This is a genomic window from Nibribacter ruber, assembly GCF_009913235.1.
GTDB lineage: Bacteria > Bacteroidota > Bacteroidia > Cytophagales > Hymenobacteraceae > Nibribacter > Nibribacter ruber.
Genome location: NZ_CP047897.1, coordinates 2,727,452 through 2,748,550 on the forward strand (window position 1 = coordinate 2,727,452; position 21,099 = coordinate 2,748,550).

Here is a 21,099-nt window from a genome sequence, read left to right on the forward strand (position 1 = left end):
TGGGCTGATTTGGCGAAAACAGTTCAAAAACGCCCAATAGCTGGTTGGGCTGTAAAAACAGCAAAAAAAGTTTTCTCTGGTGCATATCCCTCGCTCGCGTCCCGCGAGTGTGAGAAACGAATGGCCTCTGACCAATTTGCATAAACACCAGAAAAGGGTATTAAAGCGACGGGACGTCGGCAGTAGCCCACACTCGCGGGACGCGAGCGAGTAAAATAGTACCAGCCCTAGAAGGCAGACCCAACACCAAAGTCGTTTTTGGGCTATTTTCCAGAAAGTAGGACAAAAACGCTTGGCGACGGGCCGGGCAAACCCAAAGAAGATTCCATATTAAAATGCCGCCTTTCGCTTAAAGAACGAAAGGCAATAGATATCTGGGACGACCCCAATCGTCCTTTCACCTATATAGTGTAGCGTATGTTAGTTGTAAAGAGAGACGGCCGCAGGGAGTCGGTCAAGTTTGATAAGATCACGGCCCGCATAGAGAAACTGTGTTACGGCCTGAACATGTCGTTTGTAAGCCCTATTGAGGTTGCCAAAAAGGTGATTGACGGGATTTATGACGGCGTGACCACCGTGGAGTTGGACAACCTGGCGGCAGAGACCTCAGCGTCTATGACCACCAAGCACCCAGACTATGCTATTCTGGCGGCGCGCATTGCCATCTCCAGCCTGCACAAGGTGACCCAGAAGTCGTTCTTCAACACCATGAAACAGCTCTACACTTATGTAGATCCTAAGACTGGTGAGAATGCTTCTCTCATTGCCAAGGACGTGTTTGACATCATCAAGAAAAACGCGGCCATGCTAGACTCAAGCATCATCTATGACCGTGACTACAACTATGACTACTTCGGGTACAAGACTCTGGAGCGTTCTTACTTGTTGCGCGCGCATGGCAAGGTGATTGAGCGTCCTCAGCACATGCTCATGCGTGTGGCGGTGGGTATTCACAAAGAAGATATTGAGTCGGCTATTATTACCTACAACTTAATGTCTGAGAAGTGGTTCACGCACGCTACGCCAACCCTTTTCAACGCTGGTACGCCTAAACCGCAGTTGTCTTCTTGCTTCTTGTTGACCATGAAAGAGGACAGCATTCCGGGCATCTATGATACCTTGAAGAACTGTGCCTTGATCTCGCAGAGCGCGGGTGGTATTGGTTTAGCGGCCCACAACATCAGAGCCACGGGTTCTTACATCAAAGGCACCAACGGTACGTCTAATGGCCTTGTACCAATGCTGAAGGTGTTCAATGACACGGCCCGCTACGTAGACCAAGGCGGCGGAAAGCGCAAAGGCGCCTTCGCTATTTACCTGGAGCCATGGCACTCAGACATCTTTGACTTCCTGGATCTTAGAAAGAACCACGGCAAGGAAGAGATGCGTACCCGTGACCTGTTCCTGGCTCTTTGGACACCAGACTTGTTCATGAAGCGCGTTGAGGCCAACGGTGATTGGAGCTTAATGTGCCCGAACGAGTGCCCAGGCCTTTCTGACACCTGGGGTAAGGACTTCGAACGTTTGTATGAAAAATACGAGAAAGAAGGCAAAGCCCGCAAAACCATCAAGGCGCAGGAACTGTGGTTCGCTATCCTAGAATCACAGACCGAGACCGGTACGCCTTATATGTTGTTCAAGGACCACGCCAACGGCAAGTCTAACCAGCAGAACCTGGGTACCATCAAGAGTTCTAACTTGTGTACTGAGATCATCGAGTACACAGACGCCGATGAGATTGCCGTGTGTAACCTGGCCTCGCTTGCCCTTCCGCGCTATATCAAAGAAGAAAACGGGGTTAAGAAATTTGACCACGACAAACTATACGAAGTCACTTACACCGTCACCAAGAACCTGAACAAGGTAATTGACGTGAACTACTATCCGGTGCCGGAGGCCAAGAAGTCTAACATGCGCCACCGTCCAATTGGACTGGGTGTACAAGGCTTGGCAGACGCGTTCTTGTTATTGAGAATGCCGTTTGAGAGCGAAGAGGCCGCCCGTCTGAACAAGGAAATCTTTGAGACCATCTACTTTGCGGCCATGACGGCTTCTAAGGATTTAGCCAAAGTAGAAGGACCGTATGAGACCTTTGAAGGTTCACCTATCAGCCGTGGTATCTTCCAGTTTGACATGTGGGGCGTGACCCCAGAAAGCGGTCGTTGGGATTGGGAGGCCTTGCGTCAGGAAGTAGTAGAGCACGGTGTGCGTAACTCATTGCTAGTAGCGCCAATGCCAACGGCTTCAACGTCTCAGATTCTGGGCAACAATGAAGGGTTTGAGCCTTACACGTCTAACATCTACGTGCGCCGTGTGTTGAGCGGCGAGTTCATGATTGTGAACAAGCACTTGCTCAATGACCTGATTGCCTTGAACCTGTGGAATGACCAGATGAAGAGCGCCATCATTTCGGCGAACGGCTCTGTGCAGAACATTCCTAACATTCCGCAGAACATCAAAGACCTGTACAAGACGGTGTGGGAGATTAGTCAGCGTACCATCATTGACATGTCTGCCGACCGCGGCGCGTACATCTGCCAAAGCCAAAGCCTGAACCTGCACGTGTCTAACGTGAACTTCGGGAAGCTGACGTCTATGCACTTCCACAGCTGGAAGCGCGGCCTGAAAACCGGTATGTACTACCTGCGCACCAAAGCCGCCGCAGACGCCATCAAGTTCACCGTTGAGAAACAAGCCGCCGAAACCCTGGCCCCTATGTACAACAACGTGGAACAGAACCAAAGCGACATGGCCTGCTCTCTGGACAACCCAGACGCTTGCGAAGCTTGCGGTAGCTAAGAAACAGAAAGAGGAGGCCTAATCGCCTCCTCTTTTTTATATTAAACAATTACTTTAACTAATAAACTCTAATTTATTTAGCATCAATAATTTAAAAGCTAATATTTCATTAGCAATTAATATATTTTTACTATATTTAGTATATAGAAACAGAAAAGCCGGTCATCTTCCTACGGACACCGGCTCTTCAGATTTTCTTAACTATGTTGGGCATGTTAAGCCAGAATCTAAGCGATCCTGGAGGCTTTGTTTTATACGTTACAAAGGTAAAAGGTTTGATATCTTATCCAAACCTTTTCATTCCTCTCTTCGATTGAGCCGATTCGTGCTTGCCATTCCAACCCCTGTTCAAAAAAACACACATTAAAATGTGTGCAACCAGAAAGGAGGTGAATTTAAAATGGCTACCAATACAGGTAGAGGTTATCGAAATGGCGCGGTTACTAAGCGTTCACAAACTTACAATCCATCTACAGAGACTTGGACTAAGCGAGATTCAAGTTCAGGAAAATTTATTGATGGAAAGTCCGATGGTACACCTTTCAAAGGCGTGCGGAAGGAGAAGTAGTTTGAAGTCCCCAAGGTGCAAATGCACCTTGGGGTATTAATTCATTTTTGTAAAGCGAAGTAATGGCAGTAAAAACGAAGAAGATTACCAAAAGACTAAAGCCGCGGCTTTCAGTGAATAAATTAGGAGAGTATTTGAGCGCAGCACCTTATAGAAGGAGGAAAATTCTACAAGATGCAAAATATCCTCAAACAGTTATTTTCAAGAGATATAACTCTGCTGCAAATATTATCAGAGACTTTTTTGTTTCTGATAGAAGACATGAATCTATGGTTCAAGATGCAATAGAGAAATTTAGGCAACAAAAGCCCACTAGCAAATATCAAAGGGAAGTTATCCATTCCTGTATCGAGGCTTTAACAAGATTCATGCAATTCATTGAAGAATCCTCATTTCCAGAGGGGAATGAATTTCAAGATGGCATAAGTATATCTGCCTCTATTGCAATTGAAGGGACACAAGTAAGTGTAAGACCAGAGATTTTAATACATGAGAAAGGAAAGGTTGTAGGAGGTGTTAAACTTTACTTTTCCAAATCATTTCCGCTTTCAAAAGATTCTGCGGAATATATAGGCACCTTGCTAATGAAATATTTAGAGCTAAAATTAGATAGGCCTATTAAATCTAGGAATTGCTTTGTAATAGATGTCTTTAGCAAAACTATTTATACAGCACCAAAGTCACATATAAGAAGGTTCCAGGATATTGAAGCAGCTTGTCAAGAAATATCCAGCAGATGGAATTCTATCTAATTATTTGACCTAGAAAAGGAGGCCGCTAATGGCCTCCTTTATTATTTCTTCTGGCCAAACCCGTTTTTAGCCTACTTCCCAGAAAACAGGCAAAAAACGACTTTTCTTCCTCTTCAGACTTCATTTCCAAATTAGCATCCAGTATTTCCAGCCTCCTCCGTATAGAACGTGGTAGTATCATCGTTCCTCTTACATGAAGAAGTATTTATCTGCGTTCTTGATGCTGTTGGGCGGGTTAGCGTTTTCGTGCCAGTCGCTTAGCAATGAGTCTGGGGTGGCGCCAGAAGTTTCTGCTACCGCTGGGGCTGAAGAAGCCGGGGAGTTGACCTTTATATCGCAACGGGTGAATAGGCCTGAGAAGCCTTGCCCACAGGACAGCTGCGCCGAGGTGAAACTGCAATACCTGGTGGCCAAGGGAGAGCCGGCGGCTTTGCGGGATTCCTTGAACCGGTACATGCAACGCTACCTGCTGGGCTTACAGCTCATGAACAACCCAGACGCCAGTCTAACTCCCAGAGAAGACGCCGCCGTTCTTGTCGCGGACCAGTTCATGGAACAGCAGGCAAAATTCCGGAAAGATTTTCCAGACGCAGCCGTCCGGGCGGGTTGGTATCTGACGGTATCGTCTAAGCCGCTGCATCAAACAGACAGCTTGGTGTCTTTGCAGATAAAGCATGAAGGCTACAGCGGCGGCGCGCACGGCTATGCCATGACCACCTTGCAAACCTTTGACAATACCGGCCACGCGCTCAAGATTACTGAACTGGTCACAGACACGGTACAGCTCAGGAAGTTGGTGGAGCAGGAGTTCAGGAAGGTGCGCAAACTGCCGGCTACGTCTTTTAGAAGACAGGGCTTCTACACCCAGCGCGGCAGGCTGCCGTTTCCGCAGAACGCCGCGCTTACGCTAGAGGGACTTCTGCTTTATTACAATGCCTATGAGGTGAATGCCTACGCCTTCGGTCCCACGCAACTGGTCTTGCCGTATGCGCAACTCCAAACCCTGCTCAAGCCAGCGTACCTACCCAGAGAACCAGGTACTCGCTAGCAGCAAGCACCTGTTCCGTTTTTAGGCTAAAACCCAGAAAACAGGCTAAAAACACTACTAAAGGCCAGGCGCTAAAACAATAGACAGAAAAAATATCCCTAAAAGGATGGCCGCGGGCAGTACACTCAACAAAAAGCCAACTTTAGCAATTTTCTTGTCGCGGGCATAGATGCTGGGGTCTGGGCTTTTTGAGATTTTAGACATAGCCAACACAAAGAAGAGTGCTCCTAGCAACGCGAAGGCTAGATAAAAGCCCAGAAGCACCCAACCAGCACCAAGCAGACTCCATACGCCAAATAACCCTACTACCAGAGACACCGCAGCAGCGGCCAACCCAAAACCGATCAGCGTACGAACAGATTTGCTTTGAGGCGTCTTCTCCTCCTGACCATCACCAACCGCTTGCCTGTACTTTTTATGGGTCGCTCCAGCTTTCAGGTCCCGTGACTTGGCGGCGGCCTTCTCCACTTGCTTCTTGAACTGGAGCAAGCGCTTGTCCAGCAGCGTACTGCCTTTGGGGTTGATTGGGCGTTTAGAGGAAGGGGCAGAAGAAAGGGCAGACCCAGAGGAGAAACGTGCCGGCGTTGGCTGCGCCACAGAAGCCTCCAGAGGATATGTTTCTGCAGGAGCGGTCTCTAATGCAACAGACACTCTACCATTGTGGGCATTGTCACTGGGGGTATTGGGCTGCGCGTTCTGTGTTTTGGCAAGGGGCACAGAAAAGTCAAAGACCTGCCGCTGGGCACAGCCCGAGGCAAACAATAACACCATTAAAAAAGGCAACAAAGGAAAAGCGCCAGGGGAAAACACAGTTTTCTTCATCCCTCAAGATAAAGAAATACCGGCATCCTTCTATATATTCTCGCGGGCATATGTTCCGCAAAAGCTGCCTTGTATCTCCTAAGGCCATGGTAATCTCTGGAAGCTTCCAGGCTAGGCAATCCAATCATTAGGGCATTCAAACAAAAGGAATTTAACTGTCTGGTTCTTGCCGTCTGCACAAGAAGTCGTTTTTAGGCTAAAATCCAGAAAACAGGCCAAAAACGGCTTTTCATAAAACCTTACGGAACTTCCATCCAGCATTTCATGGCACGGCCGGCTCTTCCAACCCCGCTTTGCTCATTCCAACAAAGAGTAATTTTTCCGCTTGTAAACCAGTCTGTTATCTATTTACCCACAGGCCTGGGGATAACTTTTCGGGTTGTCAACGGCAGAAACCTGGAAGGCCCTCGTTAGTCTAGCGGCTCCGGTCACCGGCCACACGGGCCTGGCTGCAGCCAAAATGTTTTATGTTTTACGTTCACCCTTAATTCCCCCATTATGAAATTGAACCGTCTTTCCCTGTTGCTGTTGCTGGCCGTTCCGTTTACCGCCTGCGAAGACGATGACGACAACGCGCCCAGCCTGAATGCCCAATGGAAGCTCTATTCCTCCAAAGTACTCACCATGGGCGACCAGTCAGCCTGCGATTATCAGGTAAAGCCCTCTGACATGGACGGGGCGCCCAGCACCGCGGCTTGCCAGGTAGATGACGTATATGACTTCAGCAACAACAAAGAGCTCATCATCCAGAACGGCGACAAGAAATGTACCCCCACAGAGTCTGCCACCACCGCCAAGCCGTATGAGCGCCAGGGAGATCAACTCATGATTGACGGCCAGGCCTACTCCATTGTGCGCCTCACGCAAGACACCCTCATCCTGAGCCACTGCACCAACCTGCCTTCGGCAACTGGGTTTACCAATGGCAAAGTGGGCATGAAGTTCATTAGAAACTAAGCCATCAAGAATCCCCGCCGTTTTTGGCTTGTTTTACAGAAAACAGACCAAAAACGACGGGGATTCTTCTTTTACAGACCTTCGCTTTACTGGTTAGAATTGGTACGTGAAAGTGGTTTCTACTGGGCTGCCCTGCTCTGAGGTGGTGATTCTCTTGGTAGGCAGGTTGCGGTCATTGTACTCATAGGTGAACGTGGTCACATGCTGCTCTCCGTTGGCCAGCGTGGTGGTCACCTTGCCGGGGTTGTTGCGGTGTAAAACAATGGTAGGCGTGAACAGGAAACCCAGCATGTGCTGCACTCCAATCTTGGCGTCATAGTCTGTGTACTTCTGCATCTGCACCAACTGCCAGTCCAGGGCAGAACCCGCCTTCTGGAAAGACTCTACCAAGATTACGTTGCCGCTGCCGGTCTCATAGGTATACACTTCCTTGTGGGTGGCCAGGGGCGTTTCTGAATCAGAGTCCGCGTTTTTGGAGAAGTCATAGCGCGTTTTCAGGAGTTTTTTGGCGTCATACTCAAAGGTGTGGTAGCTTTCCACGCGGCCGTCCACCAGCTCTTCTATCTTGTAGACCAGGTTGTCTGAGGTGTAGTGGTAGACGTTTTCAGCGTCCTGGGCGGTGCCTTTGGTGAGCACGTAGGCCAGGCGGCTCCAGTTGTCAAAAAGTATGTTGCTGGTAGACTCCTGCGCGTCATTGAGGGCGTAGCTGCCTTTGCCTTTGATCTGTGTGAGCCAGCCTTGCCCGTTGTACACAAACTGGCGCTCATCACCGGCAGAAGAAGCCGCTCTGGTCAAATATACCGGCCCCGCCGATGGGTTCGCAGGCGCGGGGTCTTCCAGGTCACAGCTGGTTAAAAACAATGGGGCCAGCAGGCCAAACGTCAGTAGCCGTAAGAATGCTTTCATAAGATTTACGTGTAGGGGGAAGCTGTCCATAAAAGCCAGCCACTAGAAAGAGCCTGCTCTGGGCAGAAAGGTTGCATGCCCCTTCCAACCACCTGCCACTCTACCGCATATTGGGCCGTGCAGCCAACCAATCCTTACCCGTTTGCGCCTCTACGTCTCCTCCCTTCTTCAGGACGATGTTCTAGGGGTATATTATTAATACAGTGGAAGTAAGCTGCTCCTCTCTTGGAAGTGACAGTAGGCTGATGGGCTTTTTTAATGGGGAGGTTTTAAGATGGGTAGATTTGATAGTGGAGGTAAAGCACTTGGACCGTTTTTGGCTTATTTTCCAGAAAACAGGCTAAAAACGACAAGGGAATGCTGTTACAACTCCTCCATCAGCCACTTGACCGCCGCTTCCTCGTCCTTAAAGTCGCACAGGGCCAGGTTATGCTGCCCGGCGCGTTCTACAATATGTGCCATGGTCTCTACGTGGGCCACGTCTTGAGACACCAGGGTGGCCATGCGCTGCAAGGGGCCGGCCAGAATCTGCGGAACGGCGTTCTGCATGATCCAGAGCTGGTCTTCTGGGGAGAAGGCGCGCATTCTGCGGTTGTCGGCTAGCCAGCGGGCAAGCCCGAAGCGGTCTACCACGTTGGCGCATAGCAGCATACCCTCGCGCAGTTCCTGGCTGCCTATTTTGCCTTGCCAGACCGCCATTCCCAACGACTGCTCTGCGTCATACCTGATGGTGACGGCATAACTCTCAAAATACACAACGGGTTGGGTTAACAGCATCATATGCACAAGTATAAACAAATATACCGCATTAGCGGCGCGTTCAGATAATAGGGAAGTAAGCGGCCAACCTCTACAGCAGGGCCAGATAGAAGCGTGCATTTTCTTGAAACAGTCGCTCCTGCCTTCTCTGGCACTTTCTACTTTATATACCCAGAAGCCAACTAGTAAGCGCCGGTCATATTTGTTTCTCAACCCATGAAAGCATTAGACGAGGCCGGCAGATTGCTTCTGTCTCTTGGCCGTTAAGCCTTTTTACAAACGTCAGAAGACTGAGTTGATTGATCAAAAAGTATTAGTTGATGCCAGATTCCCGCTAAAAAGAGAATAATTACCCGTTTTTTTAAGTGTTTCTACACGGGTTGTATGTAAAAACACGCAATAGATGGAGGAAAGTAACCTGCTTTTTCATAAATTTACTTTTTCTGAAAACGCCCCATTTCGTTTTTCCATTGCCTTATGCTAGCTCAGGAACAATCTACCGTACTACAATTTGGGCAAGCGTCACTACGCTTGGTCTATGATGCCCAGAACGGCTGGATTTATGGTGACTGGATTGGCGTGCATTCGCTCAACACCATCCAAAAGGGTATGAACACGCTCCTAGAGTGGATAGAGCAGACCGGCGCCACCAAGTACCTCAGCGATAACACCAACATTGTGGGCGGCTGGAATACGGCCAATGAGTGGCTAGCCGATGTCTGGACCCCCAAAGCCGCCGAAGTGGGCATGAAGCACGTGGCGCACGTACTGGCGCCTGGGATTTTCGGGCAGATGTCCATGGAGTCTCTGGAGCCGCAAATCAACTCTTTGATCAACATTCAAATGTTTGATGCCCTGGCAGACGCCCAGCACTGGCTCTCTGAGCAATAATCCTCGCCTTCCTCTCCACCGCACTGCCCTGTCAAAATGCCATTGCCGGCAGCAGGCCTCTTTGTCAATTTGTCTTATTTACTTCGCCTAAAAGAGCTAATGCTGCTCTGGTACGGGCTTTGCTATTCTTCTGGTATCTGAAATAGAGCAGAAGGAGAAGACCATGAAGTTGATAAAAGATAAAAAGTTCTTACAGAACGTTGCCCATTACATAGACGTGACCAATACCGTAGGCGGCGGGGTCATACAGCCGCAGGTACGGTTGCAGAAGCGCCAGAAGGAAGTAGTGCTACAAGTGCTGCTGCCGGGGGTAGAGACAGAGCAATGCCAGGTGGTGCTAGACAAAAACCAGCTGACCGTCATGGCCCTGCACCACAACCAGGACTACCCCGTCATGCAGGCGCCGCTGTTCCACCAGCAGTTTGCCTTGCCGCCCCAACTGGACTACGGCCAGATAAGGGTGGTGCGCAAAGACCGTGAACTGCGCGTGCATGTGCCGTACCTGCCCCAAGGCCCGCGTCTGTTGGATATTGAGCAATGGTAATTTCAAAATAAACGTATACAAGAAGAGCCCAGAACGGATTGGTCAAAGTGACTGGGCGTTTTTGGGCTCTTTTTCTGGAACCAGGCTAAAAACGGCCCTCGTGCAGCCAGATGCCAGCGCCTGCCAGGTGTTGGCCTTTACAGCAAGAGTTTATGTTTTGTCTAACCAATAAAGAAAAGGAGGAGATTATGGCCATCCAACGTTTTAACGGCGGCTTTGATGACATGATGCCGCAAAGCTTCAGCACCATGCTGGACCGTTTCTTTCAGGATTCTATGAGCAACCGCGAACGCCTGAACCGGTTTAGTCCGCAGGTAGACACGTGTGAGACAGAGCGTGGGTTTGAGATTGACGTGTCTCTGCCGGGCCTCAGAAAAGAAGACATTTCTCTGGACTTCCAGCAGGGCCGCCTCACCATCTCTGGAGAGCGCCAGTTCAACCAGGAGAAGAATGAGAAGCGCTACCACATGGTAGAAAGCCAGTACGGCTCTTTCTCCCGCTCGTTCCAGTTGCCAGACATTGTAGACCCCAACGGCATTGAGGCCGTCTTTGAAAACGGCGTGCTTAGGGTAACCGTGCCCAAAGACGAGCGCAAGACCGCCCGCCAGCGCATTGAGGTGCGCGAGGGCAGCAACGGCGGCAACGCCAACATGCGCCTGGACGCTCAATCACAGCAGCATTCTAACCAATTTGAGGAAGCCAACACCGCTATACGCGAGAACGCTTCTAAAAAACAGAAAGCCCCATCTAAATAATCCGCTGGCCGGAACAACAAAAAGAGAGGCATCTCCGCAGCGGGGATGCCTCTCTTTTTTGGGTTCAATGGTAGGTTACCCTTGCATGCCACTGCTCATGGCGGCGTTGCCGCTTCCTTTGTCCTGGCCGGTTCCGTCTGGCACGCTGCCTGGGTTATACGTACCCCCGCTGGCCTGCCCCGGCACCGTTGGGCTGGTTGCGTTTCCTCCAGACACCCGGGTGGCCGTGCCGGCAGTATTGGCCGCTCCGCCACGGTTGGCTTTGTAGTAATACACTGTAATGAACAGGGCAATAATCAACAGAATGACAAGTGCTATAAACATAGTGGTAAGGTTAAGTTAAACAGAACGTACACCTTCTCTTTTACTCCCTTGGGGCGCTGCCGTTGCAAAAACCTGCCCAAAAGATGCCTTCCCAACCTATTCTCCGTTTTTTCTGTACCTTTAATTCAATAGCCACCGCCGTTTTTCCGTTTGTATAAAGCTATGATGAAGAAACTGTTTTTCCTGATACTGGTGGCCTGGGCCGCCACCCAAACCGCGCGGGCGCAAGACATGGGCCAGCGCTATTTCATAGAACTGATGACCGGCGAGCGCATTTACGCCCACAAGATCCAGTTCAAGAGTCCCTTGTTCAAGCAAAACTACTTCCTGTTGGATGATTCATTGCAGTACACGCCAGACCGGGTGCGCTACTTCCAGAACCAGGAGGGTTATTTTGCCCGGCTCAACACCACGGGCCGTCGCTTCGGGGATTTTGCCCAGCGGGAGAGTGCCGGCAAGATTTCTACCTACTTTGTCTACCGCACAGACTACAACTATTCCCCCGGTGTGGGTGTGGGCATGGGCGGAGTGGGAATGGGAGGGTATGGCTACGGGTACCCCACCCAGCGCCGGGTGTACTATTTCTCCAAGGAGAACGGCCCTCTGGAGCCATTGTCTTACAAGAACCTGAGAGTGGCCTTATCTGACAACCCAGGCAGCATGGAAAGCCTGCAGAAATACAAGCGGGGCCAGAATATACAACTGGGCATGTACATTGCCGGCGGCGGTCTCATGCTGGCGGGTCTGCAACAGCAGTTCAGGTCTACGCCAGAGGGCGGAAGCAAAATTTCGCCGCTGTTCTTTGTAGGCTTGGGTGTTTCTCTGTTGCCGCAGGTGATTAGGCTGGTGAAAAAAGACCAGCTCTCTGAAGCCATTGAACTCTACAACTACACCCCGGTTAACTAAACCACCCAGACACGCAGCAGCGGCCGTCCCTCTCAGCAAGGACGGCCGCTGCTGCGTTGGCCCTGTTTCACTGGCAAAGGGCCTGGGTCTTCCTGTATTCACAGTATATTTGCGGGCCGTCTGCTTTTGTTGAACAAGCCTTTAGTAACCTTACACGTGACCTCTTCTTCATTTACCATAAGACCCATCACCAGCCACCAGGAGATGCTGGACCAGTTTAAGTTGATTCAGCTGTTGAACCCGCACATGACGCCAGAGCGCTACACCCAGCTCGTTGACCAGATGCACCCCAGCCACTACCAAATGGTGGGCTGCTTTCAAGGAGAGACCTGCGTAGGGTTGTCTGGGTATTGGATAGCCACCAAACTGTACAGCGGCAAGTACCTGGAGATTGACAATTTTGTGGTAGATGAACCCAACCGCTCACAAGGCGTAGGCAAGCTGCTATTGGACTGGCTCCTGGCAGAAGCCACCGCCCACAACTGTGAAACGGCCATGCTAGACGCCTACGTGGTCAATGCCCCGGCCCACAAGTTCTACCTACGCGAAGGCTTCCAGATCAAGGGTTTCCACTTCCTGAAAAAGCTGTAAGGCCCGGGCTCCGTTTTTGGCGTATTTCATGGAAAACAGCCTAAAAACGGTGCTTTTATTTTAGGTCTAGTTCTGTAATTTGCCTCTATGAAACCATTGCTGCTGTTGCACGGTGCGCTGGGCGCCCAAAACCAATTTGAGCCGCTTCTGTCTCTGTTACCCGAGCAGGTGCCCGTGTATTCTTTTAACCTGGCCGGCCACGGCGGGGCTCCGTTTTCAGAGGCCCCGTTCCAGATGGAGACGTTTGTCACACAGCTTCTGCAGTGGCTGGAAGAAAAAAACCTGCCTCCCATGAACGTATTTGGGTACAGCATGGGCGGGTACGTGGCCCTAGAAGCCGCTAGGCAGCAACCCAGGTGGTTTCATCAGATCTTTACGCTGGCCAGCAAGTTTGCCTGGTCCCCAGAGGCTGCCCAACATGAAACGGCCAAGCTGCAGCCTGAAGTAGTACAGGAGAAAGTACCGCAGTTTGCCGAGGCCCTTCGCCAGCGCCACGCGCCGCAAGACTGGCAGGAACTCATGCGCCGCACCGCCGCCATGATGCAGCAGTTGGGCGCGCAGCCCCTGCTCACCCCAGAGACCTTGGCCCAAATCACTGTTCCCGTGCGCATAGCCGTAGGCGATCATGACCCCATGGTCACCATTGAAGAGACCGTGCAGGCCTATCGTCAACTGCCCAACGCTCAGTTGCAGATAATACCCGCCACCAAGCATCCGTTAGAACAGCTACACTGGCCCCTGCTTGCGCAGGCCCTTACTCATTTCTTTGCCTATGCTTAGTCCTTCCCCGCTCTTCCGCCAGGTTCTTGTGTCTGTTTGCCTTCTGGCGCTTCTTTGGCTTAGCAGCTGCGCCGCCGGGGGCCCGAAGTTTGGCGAAAAGGGCTACACCGAGAAAGGCAAGGCCAGCTACTACAGCAACAAACTACGTGGCAATAAAATGGCCAACGGCCAGCGCTACCGCCCCAGCAAGAAAACAGCCGCCCACAAGAAACTCGCCTTCGGGACCAAGGTAAAGGTGACTAATCCTAAAAACGGCAAATCGGTGAAGGTGCGCATCACGGACAGAGGTCCTTTCACGCCGGGGCGTATTCTGGATTTGTCCCTGAAGGCCGCCCTTAAGTTGGATTTAGAGAAAGCGGGGGTTGCTCCCGTGGAGATGGAGGTGGTGAAGGAGCCGAAGAAAAAGTGATTTGGAGGAGTTTTTAGGGAGGGAATAAGAGTTTGAGGCGTCTTCAGGCATGGTAGAGGTTTTCACCAATACTTGGGCGGTTTTTCTCATTCCTTCCTTCTTTGGCGCAGAAGTTCCTTCCCTGACTTTTTGCTATTGCCTCTGCCGAGCACTTGTGTTGGTTTTTCCCTTGGCAGTGCCACTTGTTCCGGTGCGAACTCACTGCCTTGTTTCATTGTGTCTGGTAAGCGCTCACGGCCGCGGGGCCCCGTCCCGTCCCTTCGCGCTGCTGTTGTTTGTGGGACTTTGTCCCTGCCGCCGCTGGCCGCGGCGCACAAACACCAGAGGCGCTCAGGACCAGGACTCGCTTGGGTCCCAATCTTGCATAGGTTTGATGGTTGGCTTGCTGGTCGTAGGTGATTGCTTTGGCTGTCGCTGCAAAGCCGTGCGTGCTTCGCACGGTTTTTATCTGCTGGCACGGGGCCGGCCCGGCCTTGCGGCCTGGACCGCCGATTGTAGGAAAAAGGCGGTGTTTGGTCTCTGCAGGGAACTTCCTCTAATTACCATTTTTGGGGTATTTCCCAGAAAATAGGCCAAAAACGACAACGTAACTCCATGCCTCAGAAACCTACACCACTTGCTATGTCACAATCAAGGTATGCGCTTATCATTACTTCCCAGCAATTGATAACAAACAATTAGCCACGAGCAATTGACAATCAGCGATTAAAGAAGAAGCCCCGGCTGCTTGCGCTGCGCGGGGCCTCTTCACCTGTCAAGGATGCTGCAGGAAAGGATGGGATTAGAGGGGCTTTACTTTGCCCATGCCGGTGTGGTGCACTTTAGGAGAGCCTTTGTAGCCTACGCTCACAATGCCCGAGGCGTCTACGGTCAGTTCTTTGGCGGCATACACTTCGGCGTTGCTGGCACCAGAGGCATCCAGGGTGAAGTAGTTGGCTTTCAGGTCAAGGGCTTTGAGGTTGGTGGCACCAGACACGTCAAATTTCACTTTGTCTGCCGTTCCGCGCAAAGTCACGTCACACCCACCCGACATGTCTGCGTCTAGTTGCTGCACGGCCAGGGCCATGTTCAACTGAATGCCGCCGCTGGCGTCTACTTTCAGGAGGGCGCTTTTTAGGGTGTTGGTGGTGGTGAGTTTAATGCCTCCGCTTAGGTCTAAGTTTTTGAGCTGCTGCACCGTCACGTACACCTTCATTGCCTTAGACTTTCTGATGTTTACAGAGTTCTTGGTGGAAATCTTCAGCGTGCCGTCGGTCACCTTGGTTTCAATGAGGGGCAGAAGGTTGGCATCGGCTTCCAGTTTCAGGCTTTCCTGGGTGCCTTGGGTCAGGATCACTTCAAAGCCGCCACTTATCTTTAGGCTGGTAAAGTCCTGCACCGCTCTGGTTTCAGAAGACACGTTTCCGTTGCCCTCTACGGTATTGGTCTGGGCCTGGGCACAGGAGGTCATGCCCACAAAGGCCAGGAGCAGTAAGAAGAAAGTAACAGTCTTTTTCATGGTATCTATTCTTTTTAATAGGTTCTTTCCATAATAGATGCGCGTTCTGCCCGAAGGTTGCACGGCTTCCCAGAAATTTATCTGTCTAGAAAATGGCGCTTACGCCCAAGCCCAGCAAGCCCGTGAACAAGCCTACCACGCAGTACAGGAACACCAGCACAAACATGTTGAAGAACGTGCGCAGGTAGCTTCTATGGAACACCCGCTTGAGGCCCAGGAACAGGTACACCGCCACCAGCAGGTTAAACCAGGCCAGAACAGACGCTGGCGTGTGCAGATACTCCAGCAGCATATAGATAATAAACAGCAGGAACACAAAGCAGTGCAGGTGAATGCTGAACATGAGGTGCTCCATGTAATAGCGGCGTGCCCTGAAGAAGACCAGCTTGAGCAGGAGCGCAAAAATGGGCATGAGCACGAACATGAGAATAGACCAGTATTTCAGCAGCATGGTAATCAATTGTTCCTGCGGAAGCTTGATTATATGAACTCCTTTGCGCATGGCTGACCGGGTATACCAGTTAGGCGCCATGCCTGTGTCTCTGATCAATGAATCAATGGTAGCCTGTGGCGCGAAGTCTGAAACAGCGCCCATTTTCTCTAAAGTAGTCTCAAACGTAAGGTTTTGCTTCATCGTGAATAAAGAATCTGCCCGCTGCTTTTGCTTGAGGTCTGTCGTGACACTGTCATTGACAGCTTCTACCTTTTTTATAAACTCAGCTGCATTCTTAGACTTTACCTGCTCGGCAAGGCTCCTGTTCTGTTGCTCGCTCTCCACATGCCCCACCCGCATGGACAGCAGAAAGAAAAACACGAAGTTGATGAACACATACAGCCTGATGGGCGGCACGTAGTCCATGCGCCGGCCCCGGTGGAACTCATTGGTGAGCTTGCCGGGGTAGAGCAGCAGGTACTTGATGGTGGTCCAGAACTTGGTGTCGTAGTGGATGGTGCCCTCCAGCACCTCCAGGGCTACGTGCTTGAACGGAACGTTGAGGTCGTGGTTCTCCTGTCCGCATTGGGGGCAGAAGTTGTCTGGCTCGCCCTCAGAGAACGTGTAATTGCAGTTGGTACAGACCGGGTATTTGCGCCGATGCTTGGACATGAAAGGGAATGGCTTGCCAAAAGAATATAGAACAACAGCAATATATACTTTTTACATGGCACAATTACGGGAGCACCTCCGTTTTTGGCCTATTTCCTGGAAAACAGCTCAAAAACAGACATTCTCCTTGCCGCCTGCCTTGCTGTGTTAGGTGCGTATAATGCCTGCTGGTCCCACGCCCACGCTCTGCCCTTGGTTTACGTTGGAGAATAGCCGCCAGAACAGCTCCTCGCCTAGTACGCCTTGCGCCGGTTCTATGTGCAGCAGCACCCCGCGGCTTAGGGCAATGCGCACTTCACCTTCCGGGGAGGCCTGTATTTGCCACACCTGCAGCTCTTCGGCCGGACGGCGCACCAGGTCCTGTAGTTTGCGGTCGCGCAGGTTAGCGCCCGGCACCATGGGGTCAAAGTTAGGATCTGAAAGGGCTTGGGTGTCTCTGGGAACCTGGGCCTCCTGGTAATCAATGGTTGCTTTGCCGCCTTCTTCTACCTGCCAGAAACAGCTCACCTCCAGCGTCCAGGCACCCACGTCCAGAATGAGGCCGCTGCTGTTGGTCACGTGCGCCCTCCCGAAGTGAAAGTATTGCACATGCCCCAGCCGCGTGGTTTTGGTCAAGGGAAGTTCCAGCAGTTGCTGCCATTCAGGGAAGTTTTGCTCGCTCATAGAAGTGCCTCACAGGTCTGCCCCAAAGGTACAACAATCCAGACATTTGGGAGAAGCCCGTTTTTGGGATGTTTTCTGAAAAAGAGGCTAAAAACGAAGTCTGCTTGGTAGCGCTAAAAACAATATATTAGCAGATAGAACCAAATCCTCTTCTTTTGGAACAAACCCAATCCTTGCTGGAACACTCCACTACCGAAGTCATCTCAGATACTAGAAAGAGAAGGATAACTGTCTGGCTACGCAAGTATGGTAAGTATGCTATCCTGGCCGCACTAGTGATAGTACCGTTGTTTGGCTATTTAGGCACGCTGCCCATTAGATTATGGGATGAATCTAGGTTGGCCAGCAATGCCTTTGAGATGTATGACACGGGTCACTTGCTGGTAACTACCTTTGAATACAGCCCAGACCTCTGGAACACCAAACCCCCGCTTTTAATTTGGTTGCAGGCAGGACTCATGAAGGTGCTAGGCGTGAATGAATGGGCCGTGCGCCTGCCGTCGGCGGTGGCGGGTTTATTGACCTGCTCTTTGCTGCTTTACTTGTCGCGGCGCTACCTCAACAGCTTCTGGTTTGGTTTCATTGCCCTCCTGGTCCTGGTCACTTCTGAAGGTTATATTACAGAACACGGCACCAGGACTGGTGATTATGACGCACTCCTGACCCTGTTCACTACGCTAAGTGCGCTGGCCTTCTTTGCCTACTGTGAGACTACCCGCAATAAGTACCTATATCTGGTTTTTGCGGCCACGGCCCTGGCGGTTTTAACCAAAAGCATCGCTGGTTTTCTGTTTGTCCCGGCCCTAGGAATCTACGCCATCATAAGGGGACAGGTATTGCCTTTGCTCCAAAACAAGCACTTTTACATTGGGTTGCTGGGCTGTCTGGGAGTGATAGCGGGCTATTACCTGCTCAGAGAAGCCGTGAGCCCGGGGTACTTGCAGGCAGTCTGGCACAATGAGCTGGGCGGGCGGTACCTGCAAGTGAATGAGAACCACTCCGGCGATTTCTGGTTTTACTACTATGGCTTCATGGAGCTGAAACTCACGGCCTGGTACCTGCTGGTGCCTTGCGGCTTTGCCGTGGGATTGCTACTGAAAAATCATCGCATGAACCGGCTGGCTCTGTTCTGCGCGGTAATGGTGGTAGGTTTCTTCTTGGTCATTTCTGTGTCTAAGACCAAGCTGCACTGGTATGATATTCCGTTGTACCCGTTCTTGTCTCTGCTCATTGCCATGGTAGTGTATGCCGTTTTTGATGCACTGCGTCATTTAACCTGGGTCAACCAGCACATGCGCTCCAACATCTGGCCGTTTGTTTTTCTGTTCCTACTGGCCATTAACCCCTACCGAAAGACCCTGGACAGAACTTACACGCCTGAAGAGAACCCCGGCGACAAGGTTTTCTTTGACATAGGCTATTTCTTGAAAGACGCCCTGAAAGGCAAGCAAGACATAACTGGGTATTCTCTCCTCTATGAAGGCTTTAATACCCACAACCTGTTTTATCTGTACGCGCTCAGAGACAACGGCACACGCCTGGATTTCCAGGATTGGACCAACCTCAAGCCAGGCGAACTGGTCATAGTGCCGCAGGAACATATCAAGCAGTACGTGCGGGAGCATTATGAACAAGAGGTGGTTGAGGAGATAGGCACCATTACCAAATTCAGGATTCATGGAAAGAAACAGTAGCCCGGCCATCTCGGTGATTGTGCCCGTGTACAATGAGGAGAAGAACCTGCCTGAGTTGTACCGCCGCCTCAAAGACGCTCTGTTGAGCCTGCAGTTGCCGCATGAGTTGATTTTTGTGAACGATGGCAGCAAGGACAAGTCGCTGTTAGAGCTGCTGCGCCTGGGCCAGGAAGACGATTCGGTGTTTTACATCAATTTCAGCCGGAACTTCGGTCACCAGATTGCCGTGACTGCGGGGCTGGACGCCTGCCGCGGGGCCTGCGCCGTGATTATTGACGGAGACCTTCAAGACCCGCCCGAACTCATCCCAGACCTCTACCGCAAATACCAGGAGGGCCATGAGGTGGTCTATGCCCAACGGGCCAGCAGAGACGGCGACGGTTATTTCAAGAAAATCACCGCCAAGCTCTTTTACAGAATTCTGCGGGCCTCCACTTCCACAGACATTCCCCTGGACACCGGCGACTTCCGGCTCATTGACCGTAAGGTGATTGACTATCTTAAGCAGATGCCAGAGCAGAACAAATTCCTGCGCGGGCAGATTGCCTGGCTGGGCTTTCGGCAGACGCATGTGCTCTTCCACCGCGACAGCCGCCGGCACGGCACCTCTGGCTACCCGCTGGGCAAGATGCTGCGCTTCGCCATGGACGGCATCACGGGTTTTTCAGATGCGCCGCTTCAGCTAGTCACGCGCCTGGGCTTCACCATCTCGGCGGTGTCCTTCCTGATCATCCTGTACGCCGTGTATAGCCATTTTTTATTGCACCGCACCATTACCGGTTGGACCTCGCTCATCATCAGTTCTATGTTCATTGGCGGCGTGCAACTCCTTTCCATTGGCGTGATTGGCGAGTACGTGAGCCGCATCAACCGCAACGTCTTAAATAGGCCGCTCTACATTGTGCAAGGCTCTAATCTTGGCAGCCAGTCTGCCGTCATAGCGCCTCAAACTCAGGCGGTGGCAGTACCGTCTTAAGAGGCGTTTTTGGGCTGTTTTCCAGAAAATACGCTAAAAACGGTTCGCTCTATTTACCAAACCATAGCCTCTTATACCGGCTCTTTAGACGGCTCTTGAGCGGGAAAGTGGTTTTTGCGCAGGTTCATGCCGTATGTGTAGTTGGTGGAAAGAATTACGTCATTGCAGTCAAAATGCTTGATGACACCGTCCTTTTGCAGAGCCACCACCCAGCAGGTGTTCTGGTGCATGCCATAGTCAATGATAAAAATAGCCTGGCCGGTTCCCAGGGGAGTCTCCACCAGAATGGTTGGTTTCAGTTGCAAGATAGACATGGCAAAACACGGTTAGGGGATAGCGGCCAAAAGCCTTTTCTGGCATAGCTAGTAAGAGAACAAACCCAAGGCCCGGTTGTTTTCCTACCGCAGGCACTGGGCCTACCAACTGCCCAAAACTTGTTTTATATTAGGCCTTTGAACTCTTATCGCCCAGCCCATGAGAAGCGCGTTCACCCTATTACTGGCCTTGTGCCTGGCCTGCCCGGTTTTGGGCCAATCAAAAAAAGCCAGCAAGAACCCTCCCGTAAAGCCGTTTGTCATTGGCGTGATTGACCAGGTTCCGTCAAAGGTGCTAGGCGAAGACAGAACGCTCAACATCTACCTCCCCGAAGGCTACGACCCCAAAGACACCACCCGGTACCCGGTCATCTACCTGTTGGACGGCTCCGCCGATGAGGATTTTATACACGTGGTGGGCCTGGTGCAGTTCAATACCTTCCCCTGGATCAACCAACTGCCCAAGTCTATTGTGGTGGGCATTGCCAACAAAGACCGCCGCCGCGATTTCACCTACCCCACGTCTATAATAGCTGACCAGAACCGGTACAAGACAGCGGGCCATTCTGAGAAATTCATCTCTTTTCTGGAGACAGAGCTGCAGCCCTACATAGACAGACATTACAAGACCACGGCTGCCAAGACCATCATTGGCCAGTCTCTGGGCGGCTTGCTGGTCACAGAAATCTTGTTCAAGAAGCCGGCGCTGTTCCAGAAGTACATCATCATCAGCCCTAGCATCTGGTGGGACAACGGTTCTCTGCTGGCGCAGACTCCGGCACCCATCACGCAGAAGACAGACGTATACATTGGGGTAGGCAAAGAGGGCTTAACTCCCGGAGACGCGCCGCGGGTCATGGAAGTAGACGCCAACCTCCTCGCCGAAAAGCTCCGCAACGCCCACAAAAGCAACTTTACGCTCTTCTTTGACTACCTGCCCCAGGAAGACCATGCCACCATCACCCACCAGGCCGTGTTCAATGCGTTCAGGCTGTTATACCCGTTGCCCGCCAAACAGTAAGACCATCACCCGCGCCT

The 21,099-nt window shown here is 51.4% G+C and carries 22 protein-coding genes; 14 read left to right on the forward strand and 8 right to left on the reverse strand.

Going from position 1 to position 21,099, the window contains the following annotated elements:
- Nucleotides 1-417: 417 nt before the first annotated feature.
- The 3 genes from GU926_RS11425 to GU926_RS11435 all read left to right on the forward strand — a co-directional run bounded on the left by GU926_RS11425 (nucleotide 418) and on the right by GU926_RS11435 (nucleotide 5,167).
- A complete protein-coding gene (locus GU926_RS11425) occupies nucleotides 418-2,799 on the forward strand; it encodes a ribonucleoside-diphosphate reductase subunit alpha (RefSeq protein WP_160691951.1) in 2,382 nt (793 codons plus the stop codon).
- A 630-nt stretch (nucleotides 2,800-3,429) separates the two neighbouring features.
- On the forward strand, nucleotides 3,430-4,119 hold the full coding sequence (locus tag GU926_RS11430) for a hypothetical protein (protein ID WP_160691953.1): 690 nt from the start codon (nucleotides 3,430-3,432) through the stop codon (nucleotides 4,117-4,119).
- A 193-nt stretch (nucleotides 4,120-4,312) separates the two neighbouring features.
- Complete coding sequence (locus tag GU926_RS11435) at nucleotides 4,313-5,167, forward strand: DUF3298 and DUF4163 domain-containing protein (RefSeq protein ID WP_160691955.1); 855 nt, start codon at nucleotides 4,313-4,315, stop codon at nucleotides 5,165-5,167.
- A 57-nt stretch (nucleotides 5,168-5,224) separates the two neighbouring features.
- On the opposite strand, the gene GU926_RS11440 is transcribed toward GU926_RS11435, so the two are convergent.
- Entirely contained in the window at nucleotides 5,225-5,989 is a 765-nt protein-coding gene (locus GU926_RS11440) for a hypothetical protein (RefSeq protein WP_160691957.1), read from the reverse strand.
- Nucleotides 5,990-6,487: 498 nt separating this feature from the next.
- Between GU926_RS11440 and GU926_RS11445 the strand changes: the two genes are divergently transcribed.
- Nucleotides 6,488-6,946 (forward strand): hypothetical protein, encoded by a 459-nt coding sequence (locus GU926_RS11445; RefSeq protein WP_160691959.1) that lies wholly within the window; start codon nucleotides 6,488-6,490, stop codon nucleotides 6,944-6,946.
- Nucleotides 6,947-7,039: 93 nt separating this feature from the next.
- Here the strand turns inward: GU926_RS11445 and GU926_RS11450 are convergent, their stop codons facing one another.
- Nucleotides 7,040-7,852, reverse strand: coding sequence for a hypothetical protein (locus GU926_RS11450; RefSeq protein WP_160691961.1), 813 nt, complete (start codon nucleotides 7,850-7,852; stop codon nucleotides 7,040-7,042).
- 363 nt (nucleotides 7,853-8,215) lie between these two features.
- Nucleotides 8,216-8,632 (reverse strand): hypothetical protein, encoded by a 417-nt coding sequence (locus GU926_RS11455; protein ID WP_160691963.1) that lies wholly within the window; start codon nucleotides 8,630-8,632, stop codon nucleotides 8,216-8,218.
- Between the two features lie 456 nt (nucleotides 8,633-9,088).
- On the opposite strand from GU926_RS11455, the gene GU926_RS11460 reads away from it, so the two are divergent.
- From GU926_RS11460 to GU926_RS11470, 3 genes are all read left to right on the forward strand, one after another.
- Entirely contained in the window at nucleotides 9,089-9,502 is a 414-nt protein-coding gene (locus GU926_RS11460; protein ID WP_160691965.1) for a hypothetical protein, read from the forward strand.
- 163 nt (nucleotides 9,503-9,665) lie between these two features.
- Nucleotides 9,666-10,046, forward strand: coding sequence for an Hsp20/alpha crystallin family protein (locus GU926_RS11465; RefSeq protein ID WP_160691967.1), 381 nt, complete (start codon nucleotides 9,666-9,668; stop codon nucleotides 10,044-10,046).
- 188 nt (nucleotides 10,047-10,234) lie between these two features.
- Entirely contained in the window at nucleotides 10,235-10,801 is a 567-nt protein-coding gene (locus tag GU926_RS11470) for an Hsp20/alpha crystallin family protein (RefSeq protein WP_160691969.1), read from the forward strand.
- Nucleotides 10,802-10,876: 75 nt separating this feature from the next.
- On the opposite strand, the gene GU926_RS11475 is transcribed toward GU926_RS11470, so the two are convergent.
- Nucleotides 10,877-11,125, reverse strand: a complete 249-nt coding sequence (locus GU926_RS11475) for a hypothetical protein (protein WP_160691971.1) — start codon at nucleotides 11,123-11,125, stop codon at nucleotides 10,877-10,879.
- Nucleotides 11,126-11,287: 162 nt separating this feature from the next.
- On the opposite strand from GU926_RS11475, the gene GU926_RS11480 reads away from it, so the two are divergent.
- From GU926_RS11480 to GU926_RS11495, 4 genes are all read left to right on the forward strand, one after another.
- Complete coding sequence (locus tag GU926_RS11480; RefSeq protein ID WP_160691973.1) at nucleotides 11,288-12,031, forward strand: hypothetical protein; 744 nt, start codon at nucleotides 11,288-11,290, stop codon at nucleotides 12,029-12,031.
- A gap of 156 nt (nucleotides 12,032-12,187) precedes the next feature.
- On the forward strand, nucleotides 12,188-12,622 hold the full coding sequence (locus GU926_RS11485) for a GNAT family N-acetyltransferase (RefSeq protein ID WP_160691975.1): 435 nt from the start codon (nucleotides 12,188-12,190) through the stop codon (nucleotides 12,620-12,622).
- An 87-nt stretch (nucleotides 12,623-12,709) separates the two neighbouring features.
- Nucleotides 12,710-13,402 carry an alpha/beta fold hydrolase gene (locus tag GU926_RS11490; RefSeq protein WP_160691977.1) on the forward strand — a complete coding sequence of 231 codons (693 nt, stop codon included), beginning with the start codon at nucleotides 12,710-12,712 and terminating at the stop codon, nucleotides 13,400-13,402.
- 28 nt (nucleotides 13,403-13,430) lie between these two features.
- Nucleotides 13,431-13,811 carry a septal ring lytic transglycosylase RlpA family protein gene (locus GU926_RS11495; protein ID WP_232058305.1) on the forward strand — a complete coding sequence of 127 codons (381 nt, stop codon included), beginning with the start codon at nucleotides 13,431-13,433 and terminating at the stop codon, nucleotides 13,809-13,811.
- 781 nt (nucleotides 13,812-14,592) lie between these two features.
- On the opposite strand, the gene GU926_RS11500 is transcribed toward GU926_RS11495, so the two are convergent.
- From GU926_RS11500 to GU926_RS11510, 3 genes are all read right to left on the reverse strand, one after another.
- Nucleotides 14,593-15,309 (reverse strand): head GIN domain-containing protein, encoded by a 717-nt coding sequence (locus tag GU926_RS11500; protein ID WP_160691981.1) that lies wholly within the window; start codon nucleotides 15,307-15,309, stop codon nucleotides 14,593-14,595.
- Nucleotides 15,310-15,394: 85 nt separating this feature from the next.
- On the reverse strand, nucleotides 15,395-16,414 hold the full coding sequence (locus GU926_RS11505) for a DUF3667 domain-containing protein (RefSeq protein ID WP_160691983.1): 1,020 nt from the start codon (nucleotides 16,412-16,414) through the stop codon (nucleotides 15,395-15,397).
- A 147-nt stretch (nucleotides 16,415-16,561) separates the two neighbouring features.
- Nucleotides 16,562-17,077: a hypothetical protein gene (locus GU926_RS11510; RefSeq protein ID WP_160691985.1), complete on the reverse strand. Its 516-nt coding sequence runs from the start codon at nucleotides 17,075-17,077 to the stop codon at nucleotides 16,562-16,564.
- Between the two features lie 155 nt (nucleotides 17,078-17,232).
- On the opposite strand from GU926_RS11510, the gene GU926_RS11515 reads away from it, so the two are divergent.
- Nucleotides 17,233-18,771: an ArnT family glycosyltransferase gene (locus GU926_RS11515; protein WP_160691987.1), complete on the forward strand. Its 1,539-nt coding sequence runs from the start codon at nucleotides 17,233-17,235 to the stop codon at nucleotides 18,769-18,771.
- Complete coding sequence (locus tag GU926_RS11520; protein WP_160691989.1) at nucleotides 18,755-19,747, forward strand: glycosyltransferase family 2 protein; 993 nt, start codon at nucleotides 18,755-18,757, stop codon at nucleotides 19,745-19,747. The genes GU926_RS11515 and GU926_RS11520 overlap by 17 nt, the downstream gene beginning before the upstream one ends.
- Nucleotides 19,748-19,818: 71 nt before the next feature.
- On the opposite strand, the gene GU926_RS11525 is transcribed toward GU926_RS11520, so the two are convergent.
- Nucleotides 19,819-20,061: a hypothetical protein gene (locus GU926_RS11525; protein WP_160691991.1), complete on the reverse strand. Its 243-nt coding sequence runs from the start codon at nucleotides 20,059-20,061 to the stop codon at nucleotides 19,819-19,821.
- A 160-nt stretch (nucleotides 20,062-20,221) separates the two neighbouring features.
- On the opposite strand from GU926_RS11525, the gene GU926_RS11530 reads away from it, so the two are divergent.
- A complete protein-coding gene (locus GU926_RS11530; RefSeq protein ID WP_160691993.1) occupies nucleotides 20,222-21,082 on the forward strand; it encodes an alpha/beta hydrolase in 861 nt (286 codons plus the stop codon).
- Nucleotides 21,083-21,099 lie beyond the last annotated feature (17 nt).

Excerpts from the sequence above, each read along its gene's own strand:
- GU926_RS11425 (WP_160691951.1), top strand. The coding sequence starts at position 418 with ATGTTAGTTGTAAAGAGAGACGGCCGCAGGGAGTCGGTCAAGTTTGAT.
- GU926_RS11430 (WP_160691953.1), top strand. The coding sequence starts at position 3,430 with ATGGCAGTAAAAACGAAGAAGATTACCAAAAGACTAAAGCCGCGGCTT.
- GU926_RS11435 (WP_160691955.1), top strand. The coding sequence starts at position 4,313 with ATGAAGAAGTATTTATCTGCGTTCTTGATGCTGTTGGGCGGGTTAGCG.
- GU926_RS11440 (WP_160691957.1), bottom strand. The coding sequence starts at position 5,989 with ATGAAGAAAACTGTGTTTTCCCCTGGCGCTTTTCCTTTGTTGCCTTTT.
- GU926_RS11445 (WP_160691959.1), top strand. The coding sequence starts at position 6,488 with ATGAAATTGAACCGTCTTTCCCTGTTGCTGTTGCTGGCCGTTCCGTTT.
- GU926_RS11450 (WP_160691961.1), bottom strand. The coding sequence starts at position 7,852 with ATGAAAGCATTCTTACGGCTACTGACGTTTGGCCTGCTGGCCCCATTG.
- GU926_RS11455 (WP_160691963.1), bottom strand. The coding sequence starts at position 8,632 with ATGATGCTGTTAACCCAACCCGTTGTGTATTTTGAGAGTTATGCCGTC.
- GU926_RS11460 (WP_160691965.1), top strand. The coding sequence starts at position 9,089 with ATGCTAGCTCAGGAACAATCTACCGTACTACAATTTGGGCAAGCGTCA.
- GU926_RS11465 (WP_160691967.1), top strand. The coding sequence starts at position 9,666 with ATGAAGTTGATAAAAGATAAAAAGTTCTTACAGAACGTTGCCCATTAC.
- GU926_RS11470 (WP_160691969.1), top strand. The coding sequence starts at position 10,235 with ATGGCCATCCAACGTTTTAACGGCGGCTTTGATGACATGATGCCGCAA.
- GU926_RS11475 (WP_160691971.1), bottom strand. The coding sequence starts at position 11,125 with ATGTTTATAGCACTTGTCATTCTGTTGATTATTGCCCTGTTCATTACA.
- GU926_RS11480 (WP_160691973.1), top strand. The coding sequence starts at position 11,288 with ATGATGAAGAAACTGTTTTTCCTGATACTGGTGGCCTGGGCCGCCACC.
- GU926_RS11490 (WP_160691977.1), top strand. The coding sequence starts at position 12,710 with ATGAAACCATTGCTGCTGTTGCACGGTGCGCTGGGCGCCCAAAACCAA.
- GU926_RS11500 (WP_160691981.1), bottom strand. The coding sequence starts at position 15,309 with ATGAAAAAGACTGTTACTTTCTTCTTACTGCTCCTGGCCTTTGTGGGC.
- GU926_RS11505 (WP_160691983.1), bottom strand. The coding sequence starts at position 16,414 with ATGTCCAAGCATCGGCGCAAATACCCGGTCTGTACCAACTGCAATTAC.
- GU926_RS11510 (WP_160691985.1), bottom strand. The coding sequence starts at position 17,077 with ATGAGCGAGCAAAACTTCCCTGAATGGCAGCAACTGCTGGAACTTCCC.
- GU926_RS11520 (WP_160691989.1), top strand. The coding sequence starts at position 18,755 with ATGGAAAGAAACAGTAGCCCGGCCATCTCGGTGATTGTGCCCGTGTAC.
- GU926_RS11525 (WP_160691991.1), bottom strand. The coding sequence starts at position 20,061 with ATGTCTATCTTGCAACTGAAACCAACCATTCTGGTGGAGACTCCCCTG.
- GU926_RS11530 (WP_160691993.1), top strand. The coding sequence starts at position 20,222 with ATGAGAAGCGCGTTCACCCTATTACTGGCCTTGTGCCTGGCCTGCCCG.